General features: G+C 34.0%; 20 protein-coding genes. 5 read left to right on the forward strand and 15 right to left on the reverse strand.

Annotated elements, in window-relative coordinates; all coding sequences use genetic code 11:
• Nucleotides 1-41 precede the first annotated feature (41 nt).
• Nucleotides 42-1,304 carry an aminotransferase class I/II-fold pyridoxal phosphate-dependent enzyme gene (locus tag AB671_RS16535; RefSeq protein WP_066676627.1) on the forward strand — a complete coding sequence of 421 codons (1,263 nt, stop codon included), beginning with the start codon at nt 42-44 and terminating at the stop codon, nt 1,302-1,304.
• Between the two features lie 177 nt (nt 1,305-1,481).
• Nucleotides 1,482-3,677, forward strand: coding sequence for a B12-binding domain-containing radical SAM protein (locus AB671_RS16540; RefSeq protein ID WP_066676625.1), 2,196 nt, complete (start codon nt 1,482-1,484; stop codon nt 3,675-3,677).
• Between the two features lie 273 nt (nt 3,678-3,950).
• Here the strand turns inward: AB671_RS16540 and AB671_RS16545 are convergent, their stop codons facing one another.
• The 3 genes from AB671_RS16545 to atpD all read right to left on the reverse strand — a co-directional run bounded on the left by AB671_RS16545 (nt 3,951) and on the right by atpD (nt 6,735).
• Nucleotides 3,951-4,781 (reverse strand): hypothetical protein, encoded by an 831-nt coding sequence (locus AB671_RS16545; protein ID WP_066676624.1) that lies wholly within the window; start codon nt 4,779-4,781, stop codon nt 3,951-3,953.
• 80 nt (nt 4,782-4,861) lie between these two features.
• Entirely contained in the window at nt 4,862-5,146 is a 285-nt protein-coding gene (locus AB671_RS16550; RefSeq protein ID WP_066676671.1) for a FoF1 ATP synthase subunit delta/epsilon, read from the reverse strand.
• Nucleotides 5,147-5,226: 80 nt separating this feature from the next.
• Nucleotides 5,227-6,735: a F0F1 ATP synthase subunit beta gene (atpD, locus tag AB671_RS16555; protein ID WP_066676669.1), complete on the reverse strand. Its 1,509-nt coding sequence runs from the start codon at nt 6,733-6,735 to the stop codon at nt 5,227-5,229.
• A gap of 205 nt (nt 6,736-6,940) precedes the next feature.
• On the opposite strand from atpD, the gene AB671_RS16560 reads away from it, so the two are divergent.
• On the forward strand, nt 6,941-7,861 hold the full coding sequence (locus tag AB671_RS16560; RefSeq protein WP_066676623.1) for a bifunctional riboflavin kinase/FAD synthetase: 921 nt from the start codon (nt 6,941-6,943) through the stop codon (nt 7,859-7,861).
• Here AB671_RS16560 and AB671_RS16565 read toward each other — a convergent pair.
• Nucleotides 7,858-8,211: an MmcQ/YjbR family DNA-binding protein gene (locus AB671_RS16565; protein ID WP_066676622.1), complete on the reverse strand. Its 354-nt coding sequence runs from the start codon at nt 8,209-8,211 to the stop codon at nt 7,858-7,860. The two genes, AB671_RS16560 and AB671_RS16565, sit on opposite strands and share 4 nt — an antisense overlap.
• 163 nt (nt 8,212-8,374) lie before the next feature.
• Here AB671_RS16565 and AB671_RS16570 point away from each other — a divergent pair, with 163 nt between their 5' ends.
• Nucleotides 8,375-9,031, forward strand: a complete 657-nt coding sequence (locus AB671_RS16570; protein ID WP_066676621.1) for an NAD(P)H-binding protein — start codon at nt 8,375-8,377, stop codon at nt 9,029-9,031.
• A gap of 227 nt (nt 9,032-9,258) precedes the next feature.
• On the opposite strand, the gene AB671_RS16575 is transcribed toward AB671_RS16570, so the two are convergent.
• Together AB671_RS16575 and gyrA are read right to left on the reverse strand one after the other, a co-directional pair.
• The gene (locus tag AB671_RS16575; RefSeq protein ID WP_066676620.1) at nt 9,259-10,308 is read right to left on the reverse strand and encodes a tetratricopeptide repeat protein; all 1,050 of its coding nucleotides are present in this window, start codon (nt 10,306-10,308) and stop codon (nt 9,259-9,261) included.
• Nucleotides 10,309-10,337: 29 nt separating this feature from the next.
• Nucleotides 10,338-12,929 carry a DNA gyrase subunit A gene (gene gyrA / locus AB671_RS16580; protein WP_066676618.1) on the reverse strand — a complete coding sequence of 864 codons (2,592 nt, stop codon included), beginning with the start codon at nt 12,927-12,929 and terminating at the stop codon, nt 10,338-10,340.
• A gap of 148 nt (nt 12,930-13,077) precedes the next feature.
• Between gyrA and AB671_RS16585 the strand changes: the two genes are divergently transcribed.
• Complete coding sequence (locus tag AB671_RS16585; protein ID WP_066676617.1) at nt 13,078-13,392, forward strand: DUF4286 family protein; 315 nt, start codon at nt 13,078-13,080, stop codon at nt 13,390-13,392.
• Nucleotides 13,393-13,462: 70 nt separating this feature from the next.
• Here AB671_RS16585 and AB671_RS16590 read toward each other — a convergent pair whose 3' ends face one another.
• From AB671_RS16590 to AB671_RS16630, 9 genes are all read right to left on the reverse strand, one after another.
• A complete protein-coding gene (locus tag AB671_RS16590; RefSeq protein ID WP_066676616.1) occupies nt 13,463-13,744 on the reverse strand; it encodes a hypothetical protein in 282 nt (93 codons plus the stop codon).
• Between the two features lie 103 nt (nt 13,745-13,847).
• Nucleotides 13,848-14,342, reverse strand: a complete 495-nt coding sequence (locus tag AB671_RS16595) for a GNAT family N-acetyltransferase (protein ID WP_066676615.1) — start codon at nt 14,340-14,342, stop codon at nt 13,848-13,850.
• A gap of 3 nt (nt 14,343-14,345) precedes the next feature.
• Entirely contained in the window at nt 14,346-14,858 is a 513-nt protein-coding gene (locus AB671_RS16600) for a DUF421 domain-containing protein (RefSeq protein ID WP_082987337.1), read from the reverse strand.
• Nucleotides 14,859-14,958: 100 nt separating this feature from the next.
• Complete coding sequence (locus tag AB671_RS16605; RefSeq protein WP_066676613.1) at nt 14,959-15,363, reverse strand: hypothetical protein; 405 nt, start codon at nt 15,361-15,363, stop codon at nt 14,959-14,961.
• A 243-nt stretch (nt 15,364-15,606) separates the two neighbouring features.
• Nucleotides 15,607-18,435, reverse strand: a complete 2,829-nt coding sequence (gene uvrA / locus AB671_RS16610) for an excinuclease ABC subunit UvrA (protein WP_066676612.1) — start codon at nt 18,433-18,435, stop codon at nt 15,607-15,609.
• Nucleotides 18,436-18,638: 203 nt separating this feature from the next.
• A complete protein-coding gene (locus AB671_RS16615) occupies nt 18,639-19,565 on the reverse strand; it encodes a DUF3829 domain-containing protein (RefSeq protein WP_066676609.1) in 927 nt (308 codons plus the stop codon).
• A gap of 22 nt (nt 19,566-19,587) precedes the next feature.
• On the reverse strand, nt 19,588-21,465 hold the full coding sequence (locus AB671_RS16620) for a type VI secretion system baseplate subunit TssF (protein WP_066676607.1): 1,878 nt from the start codon (nt 21,463-21,465) through the stop codon (nt 19,588-19,590).
• A 23-nt stretch (nt 21,466-21,488) separates the two neighbouring features.
• Entirely contained in the window at nt 21,489-21,929 is a 441-nt protein-coding gene (locus AB671_RS16625; RefSeq protein WP_066676605.1) for a GPW/gp25 family protein, read from the reverse strand.
• A gap of 643 nt (nt 21,930-22,572) precedes the next feature.
• The gene (locus AB671_RS16630) at nt 22,573-23,985 is read right to left on the reverse strand and encodes an APC family permease (protein WP_066676603.1); all 1,413 of its coding nucleotides are present in this window, start codon (nt 23,983-23,985) and stop codon (nt 22,573-22,575) included.
• Nucleotides 23,986-24,115: the final 130 nt, after the last annotated feature.

The raw sequence follows: 24,115 nt of genomic DNA on the forward strand, positions 1-24,115 counted from the left end.
TAATTTACAAAGGGCTTTTTTACATAAAACATACTCATACAATGGTAGATATTTTTGAAAGAATAAAACAAAATCCAGGGCCACTAGGTCAGTTTGCTGATTACGCAGAAGGATATTTTGTATTCCCAAAACTTGAAGGTCCAATTGGTCCGAGAATGAAATTTCAAGGTAAAGATGTAATTTTTTGGAGCGCTAATGATTATTTAGGATTGTGTAATCATCCTGAAGTATTGGAAGCTGATGCAAAAGCAGCAGCAGAATTCGGAATGTTTTATCCGATGGGTGCAAGAGCGATGTCTGGTGAAACTCAACAACATCAGCAACTGGAAAAAGAATTGGCAGAATTTACTCAAAAAGATGCTGCTTATCTTTTAAATTTCGGTTACCAAGGGATGGTTTCATGTATTGATGCTTTGGTGACAAGACATGATGTTATCGTTTATGATGCAGATTCTCACGCTTGTATCGTAGATGGAGTACGTCTTCACATGGGAAAAAGTTTTACTTTCAAACATAATGACATCGAGAGTTTAGAGAAAAACTTAGCGAGAGCAACCAAAGTGGCTGAAGAAAACGGTGGTGGTATTTTAGTAATCACTGAAGGGGTTTTCGGAATGAGAGGAATGCAGGGGAAACTAAAAGAAATTTGTGATTTAAAATCTAAATTCAATTTCAGACTTTTGGTTGATGATGCACACGGTTTCGGAACTTTAGGTAAAACCGGAGCTGGAGCTGGTGAAGAGCAGGGATGTCAAGATCAGATCGATGTTTACTTCTCAACGTTTGCTAAATCGATGGCAGGTTTTGGAGCTTTTCTTTCAGGTGATGAAAATATTATCAGATTTTTAAAATACAATCTTCGTTCTCAGATTTTTGCTAAATCTTTAACAATGCCAATGGTAATTGGAGGTTTAAAAAGATTAGAATTATTAAGAACACGCCCAGAAATTAAAGATAAATTATGGGAAAACGTAACTAAACTTCAAAACGGATTAAAAGAAAGAGGTTTCAATCTTGGAAACACAAATACTTGTGTGACACCAGTTTTCATAAAAGGAACGACGATTGAAGCAACCCTTTTAGCAAAAGATTTAAGAGAAAATTACGGTGTATTCACATCAGTTGTAGTATATCCTGTAATTCCAAAAGGAATGATCTTGTTGAGATTAATCCCTACAGCTTCGCATACAGATTCAGAGATTAACGAAACTTTAGCTGCTTTTGATGGCATCAAAGAAAAATTTGATACTGGCGTATATGCAGAAATGGAAAAACAAATGAATATCGAGTACAAGCAAATGTAATTTGATTTCGTTTAAATAAATATAGAACCGTTAGAATTTTCTAGCGGTTTTTGTTTTTGCCACGAATGCGCGAATTTATTGATGTTGTAAAAAATATTCGTGCATTCGTGGCAAAAATACTTTTCAAGATCTAAGCAGATTCTTAAAGATTTACAATAAATTTGCAAAAAATTCCTTTTGAAAGATCTTCTTCTTATTACTCCGCCTTTCACGCAACTCAATACCCCTTATCCGGCTACAGCTTATATTAAAGGTTTTCTTAATACTAAAAATATATCAAGCTATCAAATCGATTTGGGGATTGAAGTAATCTTGGAATTATTTTCAAGAGATGGAATTCAAAAAGTATTTGATACCGAAATTGATTTACAGAATATTTCAGAAAACTCACAGCGAATTTTTGCTTTAAGAGACGAATATTTAAAAACAATCGATCAGGTTATTTTATTTCTTCAGAATAAAAATCCTACTTTGGCAAGACAGATTTGTTCGATGAATTTTCTGCCAGAAGCTTCCAGGTTCAATCAGTTAGATGACATGGAATTTGCTTTCGGAAATATGGGACTTCAGGATAAAGCCAAGCATTTGGCTACTTTATATTTAGAAGATCTATCTGATTATATTGTTGAAAACGTAGATTCTGATTTTGGATTTAGCAGATACGCCGAAAGATTAGGAAAATCTGCTAATTCTTTTGACGAATTATATTCTAAATTAAATTCTGACCAGACATTTATTGATGATTTTACTTTAAAGATTCTTCACGAAAAATTAGAATCAGTTCAGCCAAAACTGGTGTGTTTCTCGATTCCTTTTCCTGGAAATTTATACTCTGCTTTTCGGTCAGCAAAATTTATAAAAGAAAATTACCCACACATTAAAACTGCAATGGGCGGCGGTTTTCCAAATACTGAATTAAGAGAAATTAAAGATGAAAGAGTTTTTGAATTTTTCGATTTCATTACTTTAGATGATGGTGAAGTTCCTCTTGAATTAGTTTATGAAAATGTTTGTCATTCTGAGCAAAGCGAAGAATCTCAATTCAAAAGAACTTTTTTAATTGAAAACCAAGAAGTTACCTATAAAAATAATTCTACCAAACACGATTACAAACAATCGGAAATAGGAACTCCGGATTATATCGATTTACAATTAGATAAATATATTTCTGTTATTGAAATTGCCAATCCGATGCATAGTTTATGGAGCGACGGAAGATGGAATAAATTGACAATGGCACACGGTTGCTATTGGGGAAAATGTACTTTTTGCGATATTTCTTTAGATTACATCAAAATTTACGAACCCATTTCTGCCAAAATTTTGGTTGACAGAATGGAAGAATTAATAAAAACAACCGGCGAAACCGGATTTCATTTTGTAGATGAAGCTGCTCCTCCCGCGCTGATGAGAGAGGTTGCTTTGGAAATTTTGCGAAGAAATCTTGTCGTAACCTGGTGGACGAATATTCGTTTTGAAAAAAGCTTTACTCAGGATCTATGTTTCTTATTAAAACTCTCGGGTTGCGTTGCGGTTTCGGGCGGTCTTGAAGTTGCAAGTGACCGATTGCTAAAGTTAATCGACAAAGGAGTTTCTGTAGATCAGGTGGCAAAAGTTACCAAAAATTTTACTGAGGCAGGAATTATGGTTCATGCATATTTGATGTACGGCTACCCTACTCAAACCGTTCAGGAAACTGTAGATTCTTTGGAAATGGTTCGTCAGCTTTTTAAAATGGGAATTTTACAGAGTGGTTTTTGGCATCAGTTTGCAATGACGGCACATTCTCCGGTCGGACAAAATCCTGAAGAATTTGGAGTAACACCAATTAAGCAGGAAATTAAGTTTGCTAACAATGATATCGATTTCAAAGATAAAACCGGGATCGATCACAGTAAATTTAGTTTTGGTTTAAAAAAATCTCTGTTCAATTTCATGCACGGAATTAATTTTGAAATTCCTCTGCAAGATTGGTTTGATTTTAAAATTCCAAAAACAAGCATTCATCCGGATTATATTCACGACTGTTTGTTAGATGAAGATCAATTTAAATTTAAAGGAAACTCTAAGGTTATATTTTTAGCAAAAAACGTAATCGCTGAGAATTACGTAAAAACAAAAAAACAAAACTCTTGGGCGTATACGAGAATTACATTCCATCTACGAACTAACATTGTTAAGATAGAGTTAGAACAGGAAAAAGCAGATTGGCTAATAAAAATTATCTCTGAAAATACTTTTGAAAATCCAAAACGTATTACCCTTCAGCAGCTCAAGCTCAATTTTGAAGAAACCCTTGAAGATTTTGAATTATTCTGGTTTTCAAAACCAATGCAGCAACTAAAAGAAAATGGAATTATTTTGAATCTGTAAATTGCAAACTTATACTTAAAGCATTATTTTTAAATTCTATTTAACGTAAAATTTTATTCAATTATATCAAATTTGTCATTCCGTAGAAATATCAGCAAACAATATTTTAAAAATTTCAATTTAGATTCCTACGGAATGACAAACTTTGAAAAAAACTAATCCTGAAAAATAAGTTTCCAGGATTTATATGTTTTGGCTAAAGCCAATGGAGTTGTTTATATTTAAAAAACGGGCTAAAGCCCGTTCCTATTGAATTTCTTAAATTATAGAGATTTATTTTTTATCTTTTTCAACTCCATCTTTTACAACTTCACCTACAATTATTTTATCTTGAACTTTTATAAAGCTAGGATCCAGGATTGCCATTCTTTCGGCAAGAGCTTTATAGGTAGGAAATTTCAATATAGAAGCCCTGCCAGACATTTCTCTGTACAAAGTAAACACTTTACCACCAGCTGTAGTAATTCTTTTTGTAGTGGTGCTGTATCTGCCTATTAATTTACTTTTAGCATCATATATTTCAATATCTATAAATGTCTTATCTGAAATCGTATCTTCAGAACCAAAACTTACCGGTAAATTGGTGAAATAGCCAACTGGAACACCATTACTTAAAATTTCACCTACATTGTTGACTGTAATATTTAATCTGTCAATTTTAGATCGTATGCTATAAGCTTCTTTTGTTTTTGTATCGAGCTTACGTTTGGGCATATTTTTGAAAAGTTCATCTAGATTTTTTACATTAATCCCTCTATCATCAATAATTTTTAAAGCTTTAATAGAAGTATATACTGCAGATTTTTCATCTCCAGAAAATGCAGACGGAGAAATATAATCCATATCTAAAGTTTTGTCGCGATTATAGACACGATTAAGCTTTACATAGCTATCTCTTACAGAATCTACTACGCTTTTATCAATAAACTCCATGGTAAAAATAGGAGTTTCCTTTAAATCCATAAAAGTATATTCTCCAGATTTACTGGTGATTTTTGCAACATGAATTCCGTCTAAACTAACAATGCCTCTTTTCGTTTTAATAATTTGAGCATTTAGAATGAAGCTCAAAACTGTAAAGAACATGATTAAACTTTGTTTCATAAAATCAGATTTTTACAAAGCATAAAAAAAGTGTAACCAAAGTTACACTTTTTTGAAAATATATTTAGCTTCGATTTTAATTATTCGCAAAGGATAATTCCTTTTTCGTTATTAAATTCTACAACACCGCTTTTGATAGGATAAGAAAAAAACTCGCTTTGATTTTCATTTTCTTTGGTAAAATTATTAGCATAAGCCTCCCCTACAGATTTTGTAAAAAGCTTTACTTTACCGCCAGATAATGAAGAAACAATTCCTGCGTGGTTTTTCATAAGGTGAAATTCACCATTTTTTCCGGGCAGCAATACTGAGTCTACTTCTCCTTCAAAAACTACGTATTCTGGTGTTAAAATTTTTATATTCATAGAAACAAATTTGAAATTTGATGTTTGAAATTTGAAATTACCATCGAATCTCAAATTTCAAATCTCAAATTGTTAATAATTTATGCGTTGTCCGCTAACATTTTTTGTCCAGCTTCGATTGCTTCCTCGATAGTTCCTTTCAAGTTGAAAGCAGCTTCTGGCAAGTGATCTAATTCACCGTCCATAATCATAGTAAATCCTTTGATAGTATCTTTGATATCTACTAATGATCCAGGGATACCTGTAAACTGTTCTGCAACGTGGAAAGGCTGAGAAAGGAATCTCTGAACTTTTCTAGCTCTGTAAACTACAGATTTATCTTCTTCAGAAAGTTCTTCCATACCAAGGATTGCGATAATATCTTGCAATGCTTTGTATCTCTGAAGAATTTCTTTTACTCTCTGAGCACAGTTATAATGTTCTTCACCGATAATTTCCGGAGCCAAGATTCTTGACGTAGAAGCCAATGGATCTACCGCTGGATAAATACCTAATGAAGCAATTTTTCTATCTAATACCGTTGTTGCATCTAAGTGAGCAAACGTTGTAGCAGGAGCCGGGTCAGTTAAATCATCCGCAGGTACGTAAACCGCCTGTACTGAAGTAATTGAACCATTTTTAGTAGAAGTAATTCTTTCCTGCATCGCACCCATTTCAGATGCCAAAGTTGGTTGGTAACCTACCGCAGAAGGCATACGACCTAAAAGTGCAGATACCTCAGAACCAGCTTGTGTAAAACGGAAAATATTATCTACGAAGAATAAAACGTCTCTACCTTGTCCTGTTTCACCACCGTCTCTGTAGTACTCAGCTAAAGTAAGACCAGAAAGTGCTACTCTTGCTCTTGCTCCAGGTGGCTCGTTCATTTGTCCGAAAACGAATGCAGCTTTAGAATCTTTCATTACTTCTAAATCTACTTTAGAAAGATCCCAACCTCCGTTTTCCATAGAGTGCATAAAATCATCACCATATTTGATAATTCCTGATTCTAGCATCTCTCTCAAAAGATCATTCCCTTCTCTCGTTCTTTCACCTACACCGGCAAAAACAGAAAGACCTCCGTGTCCTTTTGCAATATTGTTAATCAATTCCTGAATCAATACAGTTTTACCTACACCTGCACCACCGAACAAACCAATTTTACCTCCTTTTGAGTAAGGCTCTACTAAGTCAATTACTTTAATACCTGTGAATAAAACTTCTGCAGAAGTTGAAAGTTGATCAAATTTCGGAGCTGGTCTGTGAATAGGAAGACCACCTTCCTTAGAAATATTTTGAAGCCCATCGATAGCATCCCCAACAACGTTGAATAGTCTTCCGTTTACGGCATCACCGATTGGCATAATAATAGGATTTCCGTATCCGATTACTTCCTGACCTCTTTTAAGACCATCAGTTGCATCCATTGCGATACATCTTACAGTATCTTGACCGATATGCTGCTCTACTTCTAATACTACTTTTTCACCGTTTTCTTTTGTAATCTCCAAAGCATCATAGATACTTGGGATAGCTTCTACATTATTAAAAACTACGTCGATTACAGGACCAATAATTTGAGAAATTTTTCCTTTAATTTGGTTTGCCATTGCTAAATTTTTTCTTGGTGCAAATATAACAAATCTTACTAAACCTGCAATTGGTAAAAAACAGATTTTTATCATACTTTTTTGACAATGTAACAATATAACAATTTAGCGATATACCAATCATTTCGCTATCAAAACATTGGTATATTATTACATTGTTAGATTGTTACATTATACTTATATTTGCAGTCAAATTTTTTTCATCTTGAAAGTTTTCAGAAATTTTAACGATTATCCCTCTCAAAAGCCTCTGGCGTTATCTTTGGGAATGTTTGACGGAGTTCATCTCGGTCATAAATGTATCATCGACGAACTAAAAAAAGTGGGCTCTGCTCATCATCTGGAAACGGCAATTCTTACTTTTTGGCCACATCCCAGATTTGTGTTCAATCCTAATGAAGACCTTAAACTTCTAAATACATTAGATGAAAAGACTTTATTAATGGAGAAATATGGCATTAATAATTTATTTTTAAAAGAATTTGATGATGAGTTCAGAAACCTTACGGGTGAAGAATTTGTGCGTCATATCTTAATTGATAAATTAAACGTAAAATATTTGATCATAGGTTACGATCATTCTTTCGGGAAAAATAAAAGCGGAAATTTTAAATTGCTTCAAAAACTTTCTAAAGAATTAGACTTTGAGGTTGAACAAATGGAAGCTATTAACATCCACGAAAATAATATCAGCTCTACAAAAATCAGAAATGCTTTATTGGCAGGTAATATTTTAGAGGCCAACGAAATGCTGGGTTACTCCTACTCTGTTTCCGGAACGGTTGTTCATGGGAAAAAATTAGGCAGAACTATCGGTTATCCAACCGCTAATATTGAAACTGAAAATCTAAAATTACTTCCTAAAAAAGGTGCTTATATTGTTGAAGTTCTTTTAAAAAGCAAACAATATAAAGGGATGTTAAGTGTTGGTACAAACCCTACCGTTAACGGAGAAAAATTAACCGTTGAAGTTTACATCGTTGATTTTGAAGGAGATATTTACGATGAAAAAATCACCGTAAAATTCAGAGACTTTCTTCATGAGGAAATTAAATTTGAAGGTCTGGAAAAATTGATTGAAAGGTTGGATGAGGATAAAATATTGACGGAAGCTTTTGATTTCTAGCTATTCAAAATTTCTTCTTTCGCTTTTTTGGTCAACGACTTAAACACCAAATCATATGATTGGTCTATCATTTTTAAGATTAGATTTCTTTTTAAGCCATCTAAAGAAACAGAATTCCAGTGGGTCTTATTCATGTGAAAAGCACCTGTGATTTGTGGATGCTGCTCACGAAGTTCTTGGCTCCATTCGGGATCTGTTTTTACATTGATACTTAAAGGCTGTCTTTCTAGAGACATCAGTAGAAAAATTTTGATTCCTACTTTTAAAACTAAAGTTTCGTTATCGAACGGAAAACTTTCTGTCACTCCTTTTTTTGCAAGACAATAATCTAAAACTTGGTTGGCATCCATTTCGTATGAGTAATAAGTAATTGGTAATGAATAATAATTGATAAGTGATAAATTATGATCGATGATTTAATTTACCTAAAGATCTTTTATCTTTTATCTTTTATAATTATCTCAAATTTAGTAAATTTAAAAAGGAAATAATCATGACACAAAACTATTTATTATGAAAGCTTTAGTAATCGGTGCTACAGGTGCTACAGGGAAAGATTTGGTAAATCAATTGTTACAGGATAACGATTTTGAGGAAGTGAATGTTTTTGTAAGAAAACCTCTTTCAATTCAAAATAAAAAGTTAAAAACTCACATTGTAGATTTTGAAAAGCTCGAAGAATGGAAAGATCTTGTGAAAGGTGATGTTGTATTTTCTTGCCTTGGAACGACTCTAAAAGTTGCAGGAAGCAAAGAAGCACAGAGAAAAGTTGATTTTGATTATCAATATCAATTTGCAAAAGCGGCAAAAGAAAATAATGTAGATGATTATATTTTAGTTTCGGCTTATGGAGCCAATCCTACATCAAAAATATTTTACTCTAAAATGAAAGGCGAGCTTGAAGAAGCCGTAAAAAAGCTTCATTTTAATAAAATTACAATTTTCAAACCTGGAATGCTCGAAAGAAAAGATTCTGAAAGAACGGGAGAAGTTTTAGGTAGCAGAATTATTAAGTTTGCCAATAAGCTTGGGCTTTTTGAAAGTCAAAAACCTTTGCCTACAGACATTTTAGCTAAAGCAATGATTAAATCTTCAAAAATAAAAAGCAATGGTTACTCGAGCATCAAGCTTGGAAATATTTTTTGTTTTGCTGAGAAAAGCAATACTTAAAACCTGCTAAAAACTTCAATTAGAATAAACTCATTCTCTCGCAGATTTTAAAAATTGTTAAATTGCCACGAATTCACGAATATTTTTTAACAAATGTATTTCGTGCATTCGTGGCAGTTTAACTTTTATACTTTTAAATAATAAAATTTAGACAAACTGTTAATAATTTAAAACAAAAAAATCGCCTCAAAATGAGACGATTTTCATTAGTATAAATCTTTAAAATATTATTTTGCTTTAGCCTGAAGTTCAGCTTCTTTAGCTTTCATTTCAGTAACTTTAGCTTGATTTTTAAGCATTCCGTAAATATCCTTCAAAATCACAACTGCATCGATATTATTCGGGCTTGCCTGATACCATTTTTCAGCATAAGGTAATGCTTTAGCAAATCTTTCTTTTCTTGCTTCAATTAATGTTGTTGCTTTATCTGGATCAGATTTTCTGATTGCGTTGATTTCTTTTACAGCTTTATCGTCATCACCAATAGAAGTATAAACTAAGTTTTGGTAAGCATTGTCTTTCAATTTAGCATCATTTGCAGCCAGCTCAATTGCTTTATTAAATGAAGTAATTGCATCAGCTTCTGTAGCAGGATTTTTTGACTGTAAAACTCCTAGATTATACCAATTAGTAGCGTCATTAGGATTTTTTGCTAACTGATCTTTAAGATTTGTCATAAACTGATCGGTCTTACCTGTAGCATACAAAGCAGAACCATGATACTCTTTTAATTTAGCATTATTAGGAAATTTTGCTAATCCTTTTTCTATAATTGCTAAAGCTTCATCATTTTTCTTTGCATTTAAAAGCAATGTAGACAAAGTTTCATATAAATCTGGCTCTACACTTTTAGATTGTTCCGTTTTAAAATCAGAATAATCTTTCGAAGTTTTCTTAATTAAATCCCAAGTTGCTTTATCATAAGCAGAAACTTGTCCGGTTTTGTTTTCTTTTGCCGTGTAAGTTGTCTGAACCCCAGTATACCCAGAATTAATTAAATCAGTATAAATTTTTATAGACTCTTCTAAGTTATTTGCTAATGCATAACTCAAACCAGCATAATACTTGTACGTTTTGTCGTCCTGACCGTTTGCTTTTAATAAATCATAAAGCTCTATAAACTTTGGTCCAGCAACCGTATAATTTTTTGCATTATATGCATCCATCGCTACTTTATTAGTAGCTTGCACTTGAGCATTTATTTCTTTTTTATCATCTTTCTGCCCAAAAGCAAAAACTGAAGAAACGATTGCTATACCTAAAATTAGCTTTTTCATAAATATGAATTTTTAATTATATTGTTATATTATTCTTCAGATTCTGAATTTTCAGTTTCGTCAACCGAGTTTTCATTTTCTGCATTATTTTCTATTTGTGACGAAACGTTTTCTTCAGTTGAACTATCTTCCGCAGATTCTTCACCTTCAATACCTTCTTCTTCTACATCTTTGTCCATTTCCACTTTTGCGATGGCAGCAATTTCGTCATTCTTTTTAAGATTGATCATTCTTACCCCCTGAGTATTTCTACCCATAACACGCATTTCATCCATATTCATTCTGATGGCAACGCCAGATTTATTGATAATCATCAATCCATCTTCGTCTGTAACATTCTGAATAGCAATAAGATTACCTGTCTTTTCAGTGATATTTAAAGTAATAACACCTTTTCCACCTCTGTTGGTAATTCTGTAGTCTTCTACTGCAGTTCTCTTACCGTACCCTTTTTCAGATACCACAAGAACCGTTTCGCGCTCTACATCGTTTACAACAATCATACCAATAACCTCATCATTTTCCTCCATCATAATACCACGTACACCGATAGATCCTCTACCCACTTCTCTTACCTTTTCTTCAGGGAAACGAATACATTTACCGTTTTTCGTGGCAATCATGATTTGAGATTCACCATTGGTAAGATAAGCACTTAGCAATTGATCATTTTCTCTAATCTCGATAGCATTGATACCATTTACTCTTGGTCTTGAATAAGCTTCTAAAGATGTCTTTTTGATAGTACCATTTTTAGTAATCATTACCACGCTCATCTGGTTGATGTAATCTACATCTTTCAGATCATTGGTTCTGATATATGCTTTAATCTTATCATCTGGTTCAATGTTGATTAAGTTTTGTACAGCTCTTCCTTTTGCAGTTTTAGAACCTTCAGGAATTTCAAATACTCTCAACCAATAACACTTTCCTTTTTCAGTAAAGAACAACATATATTGGTGGTTGGTTGCCGAAACGATATACTCTAAGAAATCTGAATCTCTTGTTGTAGCCGCTTTATTACCTACACCACCTCTACTTTGGATTTTGTATTCTGATAGCAACGTTCTCTTCACGTATCCTGCATGAGAAATCGTAAGAACAACCGCTTCATTTGGAATAATATCTTCAATAGACATCTCCCCTCCAGAATAATCGATTTCTGTTCTTCTTTCGTCGCCGTATTTTTCTTTTACTTCAGCTAATTCTTCCTTAATAATTTGGAATCTTCTTGGTTCATTCGCCAAAATATCTTCTAAATTATTAATTTCTTTCATAATCGCATCATACTCATCACGGATTTTATCAAGCTCCATTCCTGTAAGACGAGCCAAACGAAGATCAAGAATTGCCTGAGCCTGAGTTTCTGATAAATCAAACTCCTGAATAATTCCTTCTTTTGCTGCTTGCGGATTGGCACTGTGACGAATAATTGCAATAGCTTTATCTAAAGAAGTCTGAGAACCAATCACTTTCATGAAACCTTCAAGAATGTGGGCTCTTTCTTTAGCTTTTTTAAGTTCGTATTGAGTCCTTCTTACAATCACCACATGTCTGTGCTCAACAAAATGGTGAATAATGTCTTTTAAATTCAGCTGCTCAGGTCTTCCGTGTACCAAAGCAATATTGTTTACACTGAAAGACGTTTGTAGTGAAGTATACTTATAGAGCATGTTCAGAACTACATTCGGAATTGCGTCGTTCTTTAATTCATAAACAATACGCATCCCGTTTCTGTCTGACTCATCTCTGATTTCGTAGATACCAACGATTTTATCGTCTTTTACCAACTCAGCAGTTCTGGCAATCATTTCAGCTTTGTTAACCTGATATGGAATTTCGGTTACAATAATCGCGTTTCTGTTATGAACTTCTTCAAAACTTACTTTTGCTCTCAAAACTACTCTTCCTCTTCCTGTATGGAAAGCGTCTCTTACGCCGTCATATCCGTAGATAATTCCACCGGTAGGAAAATCAGGAGCAACAATATGCTGCATCAATTCATCGATGGTAATTTCTTTATTATCAATATATGCAGCAATTGCGTCTACCGCTTCAGAAAGATTGTGAGGAGCCATGTTTGTCGCCATACCTACTGCGATACCAGAAGTACCGTTTACCAAAAGATTTGGAATTTTTGTAGGCATTACAGTGGGCTCCGTTAAACTATCATCAAAGTTATTTTGAAAATCTACCGTTTCTTTATCAAGATCTGATAAGATATCGTCTGAAATTTTCTTTAGCCTTGCTTCGGTGTAACGCATTGCTGCAGGTGGATCACCATCCATAGAACCGAAGTTACCCTGACCGTCAACCTGAGGATAACGTAAACTCCAAGGCTGAGCCATTCTTACCATTGCGTCATAAACTGAAGAATCTCCATGTGGGTGATATTTACCTAAAACATCCCCAACAATTCTTGCTGACTTTAAGTATTTCCTGTTAGAGAAAACCCCTAAACCATACATACCATAAAGCACTCTTCGGTGTACCGGCTTAAGACCGTCTCTTACGTCTGGTAATGCTCTCGAAACAATAACTGACATTGAATAATCAATGTAAGATGATTTCATTTCATCAACAATGTTGATAGGAATTAATCTTTCTCCTTCTTTTTGCATATATAAGTTTTATTATAATGATAATCAGACTTTTAAAAATTGGTCTGAAAACTATTTATTTTGAATAATTAATAACGTGCTAAGTTACAAAATTTTTACCGATTTTTGCCTGAGAAATTAAGCAAAATGTCTTAAAAAAAATTAAAATATGAGTGTATTAAGTATAACTTTTCATTGCATAAACAGCAGCATCGATGAGTGGGAAAATTATGTGGATGAAACCTTAGTTTTAATGGCTGAAAACCTTCTAGATGTCGATAAATATATCTTATCTGAAGTTCACAGCGATTTTATTGAAGAAGGAAAGAACTACAACCTTCTTTTGATCTTTGATGACGATGAAAAAAGAACAGATTTTATGGAAAGTGAATTATTAAACATCTCAGAAAGAATCGAAACAAAATTTGGGCAAGATGTAATGATTTTCAACACTTCATTGAATCCTAAGAAAAAGAAGTTTTAAACAAACCTCAACTAAAATATCTACGGATAAATAAAACAGGCTGCCTCATTATAGAGACAGCCTGTTTTGTTTATAAATTTACTACAACAACCGGTCTGCTATGATATACTCGCGGATGTCTGTTTTTTTTATGAGAATAATGATACGGTCTTGCCGGTTTATAATAATGCTTCTTATAATGTCTCGGGGCTTTATAATAAACAACTTTTTTATATTTTGGTTTGTGATGACCATGATGGTAATGTTTTTTATGTGAACCATGACCATGCCCTCTTTGAAAAGGTGCAGCCTGATAAAACACAATTGAAAAAACAATTAAAAACAGTCCAATTACTTTAGATAGCATTTTCATAAAAATCAATTTCAAATTAGTAAACCAAAATTACAATACTGATGCCAATAATTGTTTACAGCTAACTTTTCCGTAATTTTTAAGAAAATTTTATCATTTCCGATTAAAAAATATTCGGACTTCTTCTTTCCATCATAATTAAATCTTTCCATTCTCCATGAAGCTGACCAATTTTATCTCTTTTACCAACAATCCTGAAGCCGTTTTTCTGATGAAATTTAATAGAAGCTTCATTTTCAGGGAAAATATTTGACTGTAAAGTCCAGAATCTGTGGTTTTCACTATCGAGAATCAACTTTTTTAAAAGAACCGAACCCAAACCCTTGCCAAGATAATTGGTGTCAAAATAAATACTTACTTCAGCAACGCCTTTAAAACAATCTCTTTTACTTACGGGTTTTAAAGCACACCACCCAACCACTTCATTGTTCTCATTTTCCAAAACCCATCGGCAGTCATTTAAAAAGCTGGAATTCCAGGCTTCTGAGCTTGGTAATTCGGTGTCGAATGTGGCAATTCCGCTGTCAATTCCCTGTTTGAAAATTTCTAAAACCTTGGTTTCGTCCTGCGGAAGCATTTCTCTTATCTCGTAGTTCATTTTTTAATGATATTTTCTTTTATTTTTTCTTTTAATTCTGGAATAGTGAGTCTGCTGATCATCTTTATCCTCAGAGATCACACTGATATTTCCATCCACCTCCAGAATAGCAAGCTTTACATTATCTATCGTTTCTACTCCATGCTCTCTGATCGCTTCATTCAATTCATCAAAAGTAATTTTCACTTTTCTTAAAGCAACCTGATCTACCCTTCCATCCTTTATTAAAATTACAGGATCAGCTTCCATAAAACTTGCAAAGCCACGATTAGCAAACATCAACCTTTTTAAAGTAAAATTAGCAGCAAATAAAACAAGCGCCGCAACAATTCCGCCTTCTAATGACGTATTTTCGCCAACCATTGCATTCTGTACCGCATTGGAAATCAGCAACAGCAAAACAACATCCCCTGCGTTGAGTTGCGAAAGTTGATTTTTCCCAAACAAACGGATGGCGATTACCATAAAAAGGTAAACGCAAAGCGAGCGGATAACTACATCAAGAATAGGATTCACGGCAGATAATATTTAAAATCAAATGTATACAATTACCTGAAATAAAAAAACTGCTTTTTCAAGCAGTTTAAGGAGAATTATATAGTTTGTTTCTATTGAATTATCTGTTGTTGATGTCTACTCTTACAGGCATTACAAAAGATGAAGCCAGCATATTTTCATTAAGTCTGTTGGCATCCACTTTATATTGAAGATGAGACAATACATTTTCTATTTCTTTACTTACATTTTTGCAGTCACCTTTTGAGCGTACATTGATAATTTTACCGTTTTCTGCAATATCAAATTTTACTTCAGAGTTTACAACTCCTTGTTTATAATCCTGACTGGTAAAGTCGAAATTAGCCATCAATAGATTTCTAATCTCGCTGAATGCATCATTTTTATTTAACTGAACCTCCTGAATAGTATTATTTGAAGTTGTCTGAGCCTTTATGTTACCTGCAATTGCTGTTAATCCTAATGCGAAAAGAGAAGCAACAAATATTTGAATTTTATTTTTCATAACCATTTGATTTTAAATTATATATTAAACTTGTTTTGAATTCTAAATCAAAGATATAAAAAAATATTCATACAAATTTCACATTGAGTTAACATTGAGTTAACATTAAAACATAACAAACTGATATACAGGTTTTTAAAATTTTAAAATAATTAAAAAGTTAACATTGGGAATTAATATGATGCAAAAAAAAAGGCTAAACTCAAAAATTTAGCCTATATAATTAATTGAAGATTAATATTTTTACATCTCCTTCTTCAAATACTTCCCTGTCAAACTCTTCTTCGACTTGATAATTTCCTCAGGAGTTCCTTTGGCAATGATCTCACCGCCGTATTTTCCACCTTCTGGGCCAACGTCAATAATATGATCGGCTAATTTGATAACATCCATATTGTGTTCGATGATGATGAATGAATTTCCTAATTCAACCAATTTATTAATAGCATCCATCAGGATCTTCACGTCTTCAAAATGAAGTCCCGTTGTTGGTTCATCAAGAATGTATAAAGTATTTCCCGTCTGTCTTTTTGCAAGTTCTGTTGCCAGTTTGATACGCTGTGCTTCACCTCCTGAAAGAGTTGTCGACTGTTGTCCCATTGTAATGTAACCCAAACCAACATCCTGCAGAGTTTTTACTCTTGCAAAAATCTTAGGGATCGGCTGGAAGAAATCTACCGCTTCATCGATCGTCATATCCAATACATCTGAAATCGATTTTCCTTTGTAACGAACTTCCAAAGTTTCTCTGTTGAAACGTTTTCCGTTGCAGGTTTCACAATGCACGTAAACATCCGGTAAAAAGTTCATTTCAATCACTTTCAAACCGCCACCCTGACAAGTTTCGCATCTTCCACCTTTTACGTTAAAAGAAAATCTTCCAGGTTTGTAGCCACGAATTTTAGATTCAGGCAATTCTGAAAATAAGTTTCTAATATCGGTAAACATTCCGGTGTAGGTTGCAGGATTTGAACGAGGTGTTCTTCCAATCGGTGTTTGGTCTACATCTACAATTTTATCGATATTATCAAGACCTTCGACTTTTTTGTAAGGTAAAGGTTCCTGAACGGCTCTGTAGAAATGCTTATTCAGGATTGGATATAAAGTTCCGTTGATCAATGAAGATTTTCCGCTTCCTGAAATCCCGGTCACAACAACCAGTTTTCCCAACGGAATATCAAGCGTTACATTTTTAAGATTGTTTCCTGTGGCACCTTTTAGTATAATATTTTTACCATTTCCTTCTCTTCTCACTTCCGGAATGGCAATTTTTCTTTTTCCTGTAATATAATCTGCGGTAATGGTATCGGCTTTTAGCAAATCTTTCGGCTTCCCCTGCCAAAGAATTTCTCCACCAAATTTTCCAGCTCTTGGACCAATGTCTAAGACCTCATCGGCTTCCATGATCATATCTTTGTCGTGCTCTACCACCAAAACAGAGTTTCCGATATCACGAAGATTTTTTAATGAATTGATTAGCCTTTCGTTGTCCCTTTGATGCAATCCGATACTTGGTTCATCTAAAATATAAAGAACGTTGACCAACTGCGAACCAATCTGTGTTGCCAGACGAATTCTCTGAGATTCACCACCCGAAAGGGTTTTTGAACTTCTGCTCAAACTTAAATAATCTAATCCTACATCTAATAAAAACTGAAGTCTGGTTTCGATCTCCTTTAAAATTTCATGAGCAATGATTGATTTTTTTTCTGAAAATTTATCTTTTACATCAGCCAACCATTCTTTTAAGTCTGATAAACTCAAACCGTTGATTTCAGCGATGTTTTTACCATCAATTTTAAAACTCAAACTTGAAGGCTGAAGACGAGCTCCTTTACATTCGGGGCAGGTTTCTTCAGTCGTGAAATGTCTTTCCAATAAAATTGCTTCGTAAGATTCTCTTTCCTCGATCAATTCTTCCATAAAAGGAATCAAACCATCAAAACTGATCTTGATCTTTTTGGAAATTCCTGCGTATTTTAAATCTTTATTGAACTCTTTATTACAACCATTATAAATATAATCTAAAGCTTCTTCAGGAATATCTTTAAAAGGTGTTGCCAATCCTAAACCAAAAATTTCAAGAATGTTTTTAATTTGAGTAAGTACAAATTTATTAGATTTGATATCTTCCAAAGGCAACAAAGCACCTTGGTTGATCGACAATTTGTTATTTTCTACAAAATAATCGGTATTGATTTTTTTAATTGTTCCTAAACCTTTACAACTTGGGCAACTTCCTTTTGGTGAGTTGAAAGAAAAAGTATTCGGTTCCGGTAAAGCCAATGAATGACCGGTTTCCGCATCCATTAAATTTTTTGAGAAATATTCGATCTCGGTACTTCCCAGTTTTTGAATTCCAATTAAACCTTCTCCCATTTCCATTGCAGTTCGCAACGATTTTTCCATTCTGGCTTCGGATGCGCTTTCCCCAATGATCCAACGGTCAATTACAATATCGATGTCGTGTGTTTTGTAACGGTCAAGTTTTAAATCATATTCAATGTCTTGTAATTCACCATCAATTCTTGCCTGTCCGTATCCTTTTTTGGCCATCTGAACAAAAAGCTCATGATAATGCCCTTTTCTGGAACGCACCACCGGCGCCATCAACATGATTTTTTCGTTCTTATAATTTTCTTTAATGGCATCAAGAATCTGGTCTTCGGTATAGCTCACCAACTTCTTCCCAGTTGTTTGAGAATAGGCATCAGAAACTCTTGCAAACAAAAGACGAAGGTAATCGTACAATTCTGTAACGGTTCCTACGGTTGAACGAGGGTTTTTGTTGGTTGTTTTCTGCTCAATAGCAATTACCGGAGACAATCCTTCTATCTTATCAACATCAGGACGTTCTAAACCACCCAAAAACTGTCTCGCATACGCAGAGAAAGTTTCAATGTAACGACGCTGACCTTCCGCAAAGATTGTATCAAAAGCCAATGAAGATTTTCCACTTCCCGAAAGACCTGTAATTACAACCAATTCGTTGCGCGGAATTTTTACATTAATATTTTTAAGGTTGTGTTCACGAGCTCCGTAAACTTCTATATATTCAGTTGATTTACTCATAATTTGGGGTGACTTTACCTGAAAATCACGATGTGCAAAATTACGGAATTTTATGGAATTTATCGTGTTAAAAAATGTTAGTTTCTCATCTGTGAAATTGGAGATATATTGTGTGTTTTGATTTTAAATATATCCAGTTTTTACGCTATAAAAATACCGATGAAATTTTCCATCGGTACTTTTTATTTAGTTGATATTTTAATTTATTTCACAAACGAATTATAAGAATTCAAAACAGATTCGTAAGCAGAATCCATTTCCTGAATATTGCTATCCGGAATTTTTCCTGTTGACTTTGAATCTCTGATTAACTTTCTGAATTTATCTAAAAAGTCAGCGGCTTTTTTGTTTACATTTTCAAATTCAGTTTTTTTGTAAGCGTACTGCTGTTCTTTTACATTAAAAACTTTTTTGCTGTTATCTGCAACCACTTTTTCAAACTCATCATATTTTTTCTGAGCTTCTGCTTCATTAAAACCTCCTGCATATTGCTTGTCTAAAACTTCTATTACAGAATCCATAGAGCTCATTAAGCTTTTAGAAGAAAGTATAAATTCTTTCATCGGATGGTCTTTAAGAATCACCTCTTCTGCGGCATCAGTTGCAGGTTTTATTTTTGTTAAAATATTTTCTGCCGCCGTAAAAAATGCCTGAGCTTCTGCGTCGATATCTTTTTTCAAAGCTTCAGCTTTTGCTCCTTTATCGTCTTTGTAATCTTCGGACGTGATATATGATTTTAGTTCTTCAAATTTTTTTCCTATGCTTTCTTTCTTCGCTTTATAAGTATTAAAATCTGCTTCTACAACAGTTTTATCTTTTTCAAAACCAGAAGGGACTTCTTTTATTTTACTAAGTGCATAATCCATAGAACTAATTATCACCGGCATGCTGTAAACCGTTTCTCCTTTAGATTTTTTCACTGCTGCTTCGGCATACTTCACAATATTTTCAATATATCTGGAAGAGCTTTTATAAGAATCTAAGAAATCGTTATTAAAATCTATTATCGCCTGAGATTCGTTTTCTCCGGCTTTCAGAACGGCATTTCCTATTTTATCCATTCCTTTTTTACAGCTTACACTTGCCGCACTCAGCGACAAAGCCAGTGCAACCATCATTACTTTTTTCATATTTTATATTTGGATGTTAAAATTAATTTTCAAAAAAATCGGTGTCTTCGTTGCTTATTTTCACAAGATACTCTATTCCATCGATTGCTTTTGCTACGATTTGGTTTCGCAAAATGTTTGCCATATTTTCCCAATACATTCTTCCGTAGAAAGAATAATTGTTGGGTACAATTTCCACCTCAACGGTTCTTACAAAACCTTCTTTTGGTTTGTTGCTGATCATCGTTCCGCGTTTTACACGAACATCTTTCAGCTCATCTTTCAAAACCATTCGGCAATAGTTTTTTACATCTTCCAGAGAAATGATCTTATCTCTCGTCGTTAAAGCATATTTGTAAGCCTGAATACTATCTGAACCTTTCTGCTCTTCCGCTCCGCCGATTGTTTCCGTCAACAAAATCATCGACTGCGATTTCAATTGGTTTGAAAGCTCGGTTCCGGGACGCATATGATTGGCAAAAGTGCAGTGCGTAATCCAAAATGAGGCGTAGGTATGGTCTGTTTTTTCGACGGGTTCCATGATGACGTAGTTAAGTTCCTGCCTGATGTTTCTTTTGGCATTATTTACTTTTTGCACCATCGATTTCATCTTATCAGACATCTCTCCCAACATTCCTTTTACATTGTCTCGGTTTAATAATGAAAATGCTGCAATCTCATCTCTTGTCAGTTCAAGAACGTTAGAGATCATATCTACTGCATTCCTGTTATTGAAACGTTCCATTCCTCCTTTTCTTACCGTGTACAACCCTTTTTTAAGATTATCTGAAGGCGTGAAAGGAATTTCGGTGTATTTTCTACCGCCTCCGTCCTGAACCTCATCTACATACAGAAAATGTTCAGCCTCTTCGGTAATCAACGGAATATTATTTCCCATGATATCTAAACTATACTCTGTTTTTTTCCAGCCTCGATTGTACACCGGAAAGGCATTTAAGACAAAAGTAAAGTTATCTAAGATTTCTGCAGAAAATTGGGGAGGAAACTCAAAAGTAAGCCATAAAAATTCTTTTCCGTTCAGATATTTTTCTATTTCTTCTCTCCCTTTTAAGAAGTCTAAATTCTCCGGAAGTTCTTTCGTGAAAAGATCCCTCGAAAGTCCTGTAACTTCAACAAATCTATGACGGTAAATATTTTTAATATCATCAATAATTTTTGTTTTTATTGATTGTTCATGAAATAGCTGTTCGTATCCTTCAGCTTCATTATTTTTCACATAAGATATTCCTTCTTTGATGAACATAGGATTTCCGTTGCTTGAAACGGTACTGTATGGTAAAAGCTTGTAAACAAAATCAAGATGCTCAAATGCGGGATTTGAACAATAAAGGCTTAATGTTTTCGGAAACTTTTCGTTGGTAAATTTTGAAACATCAATTCCAATGGTTACTTTCCTGTAATCTTCCGGTCTTCCCTGAAATCTGGAAATTGGAATTTTATTTAATCTTTCATCTAAACTGTAGCATGTATTTCCTACAAACATAATTGCGGTCTGTGCTTTGTTTGTTCTTACACTACCAACTGGTGTGAAAGGAATATTCAGCTGTTTATCTGATTCCGATTTTACAGTGGAGTTCATGTGTTTTTTGAAAAAAAACTCAGTATGTTCCAGCAAAATTTCTGATGACTCATATGGCGCGGTGTAAGCTAAAGCATGAGCCGGAATCGGGTGTGTATAAATGGAGGGTGTTAATAGCTTGGCAAGCTTTTCTAAGATTCTTGCATTAACGGTTTGAATTTCATTATTCGCTTTAAAAACTTCGGTGCTGAATGCATCAATCAATAATTTTACAAAAGGATCTAGCGACTGAGGGCTTTTCAGCCCCCAAACTTTTGTAGCATTCTGAAGCATTCTTGCTTTTACGGATTCTTTGGAATAAATATTCTGATCTAAATTCATAAATTTTTTTTACAAATAAATATTTAGTCGATGGACATGGGGCTTAGAAAAAGTTCGGTAGAAAAACTGAAACGCTCGCCTGTAGCTTCCATTTTTGCATTGATTCCTATTTTCACTTTTTTCTTGATTTCCGTATGTTCTTTGGTATCATAGTTATGCTCTACAAGTTTTACATGGGCATCAACTTGTGGCTGTACAATTCGTGGCTCGTATTGTAAGATTTGTCTTTTAAGACTTTTTACAAATACACTTTCCCAAACTGCTGATGTTACGCCATTATCGAATTCCAGATTCCAAACATCGTTTCCGTAGTTGTCATCATATCTGTTCTCGCCTTTTTTTGTCGTGATTAGAAGCATGATGTTATGAGCGATGCTTTCCCCCATATCGCAGGTATCGATACTTCCCCCTTCAGACATGAGTGTAGAAGGCACAAAAGGCATTCTGTAATTTGGTGTGTCCATAAGTGATATTTCGCTTTTTTCTTTGGTGTTACTTAAAATGAAATACCAATTTAATCATTTTTGAGAAATAATGAGTTATGGAATATTAAAATTATTATTAAAAGTAAAGGATTTTTGTCCGTTTTGAAAAGCTATGAACTTTCACATGGAAATTTATTGATGTATTAGGCAAAATTTGAAATAAGAATACTACTGAATTTTTCACATCATTTTACAAATTTTTTTTAACGCAAAGATTTAGAATTAAATTTTATGTTTAAGAAATAAAGGCCAATAAATTTGCTTCGCTAAGCTTGACAAAAAACTGTAAAATCAACTTGGTGATTTTGTTTAATTAATTAAAGAACAGGAATTAAATTTTGTGTAAAAAATACAACGATAATTAAAATGAATACTTTTCAGTTACTTCTTTATTTGAACTTTCTAAAAAACGATGTCAAGGTTTGAAACCTTGGCATCGTTAATCTTAAATTTAATCAGTTGATGAATGAGATATTTTTTGAATAGTGCCGAATTTTATAGCCCCGATTGAACGACATGTTTGAGCTCTTTTTATTGATTTTTTGGAGATGGTAAAGCTACTGCCGAAAAAGCAATAAAAAAGCGAGTAGTGAAAGCGGGAATTAGCTTCTAAAAAAAATTATTAATCTGTTTTTTTATTTCTATTGATAAGATAGTAAACGGGCAAACCGAGAAGAACAATTAAAAATCCCGGCCAAGTGTATTGCTGTTTGTAAATTAAAAGTAACACACAGAAAGTAGTTCCAATTAAAAGATAAACAATTGGAGTAATTGGGTACAGCCAGGTTTTGTAAGGTCTCTCAAGATTGGGTTGTTTAATTCTCAAGTAAATTACTCCGAAAACGGTAATCATATAGAACAATACGATGACAAATGAAATCATGTCTAAAAGATTTCCGTACTGTCCGCTCAGACAAAGTAGCGAAGCCCAAACTCCCTGCATCCAAAGCGCATTTCCAGGAACCTGATTTTTGTTGTTGTCAACGGCAGATTTAAAGAACAATCCATCTTTTGCCATCGTCTGAAAAACTCTTGCTCCGGCTAAAATTAATCCGTTGTTGCAGCCAAATGTAGAGACCATCACCAAAACAGCGATAATTACAGTTCCTGCACTCCCAAAAATATTCTGTGAAGCGGCAACCGCCACTCTGTCATTAGCCGCAAAAGCAATCGAATCTCTATCTAAAGCATTAATGTAAACAAAATTTACTGCGATATACAACAACATTACTGCAGAAGTCCCCAAAATCATTGCCTTCACAACATTTTTCTTAGGATTCTCAATTTCGCCAGAAACAAAAGTTACGCTTTCCCAGGCAACCGAACTAAACACCGAACCAACCATTGCGGCAGCGATTCCGCCCATCAAAGTCATACCAGAGATAGATTCCCACCCCGATTGTAAAAAAATGCCTTTATCGTCCTGTTTTAAGTTATTGAAAGAATCTGTTCCAAAGCTGAAATTTTCAGCCAGGTGAGAAACGTCTACTAAGATAAATCCTAAAGCTATTAAACCCAGCAAAGCAATAATCTTTGAGCCTGTAAAAACATTTTGAAGTAGTTTACCGCTTTCTACTCCTCTTGTATTGATATAGGTCAGCAAAATAATAACCGCAATTGCCAAAATCTGAATCCATGTAATTTGAAATGTTCCGCTTTGAAATATCGGCGCAGCATTATTTAATTCAGGAACAAGGTATGCTGTAAATTTCCCGAATGCCATTGCAACCGCAGCAATTGTTCCGGTCTGAATCACGGTAAACAATCCCCATCCGTAGAGAAATCCCATTTTTTTACCAAAAATCTCTGTAAGGTAAGTGTATTGCCCACCAGCTTTTGGGAAAAGCGATGACAGTTCGCCATAGCTTATTGCTGCAGCAACGGTCATAATTCCGGTGATTACCCAAACGACAATCATCCAGAACCCAGAACCCAGATTTCGCATCATATCGGCGCTTACGATAAAAATTCCGCTTCCAATCATCGAACCCATTACCAACATAATGGCGTCCCAAAGTTTTAGTTTTTTCTGCATATTCAAATATTCCGTTCAAATATAGATAAATCTGCAATTGTTTTTCAATTTTGTTTTCGATTTCTAAATGACCTGTTTTTTATCAAGTTTATAATCATTCTACATTCAATTATTATTGTTAATTTTGGAA

This window comes from Chryseobacterium sp. BGARF1, assembly GCF_001677955.1.
Taxonomy (GTDB): domain Bacteria; phylum Bacteroidota; class Bacteroidia; order Flavobacteriales; family Weeksellaceae; genus Chryseobacterium.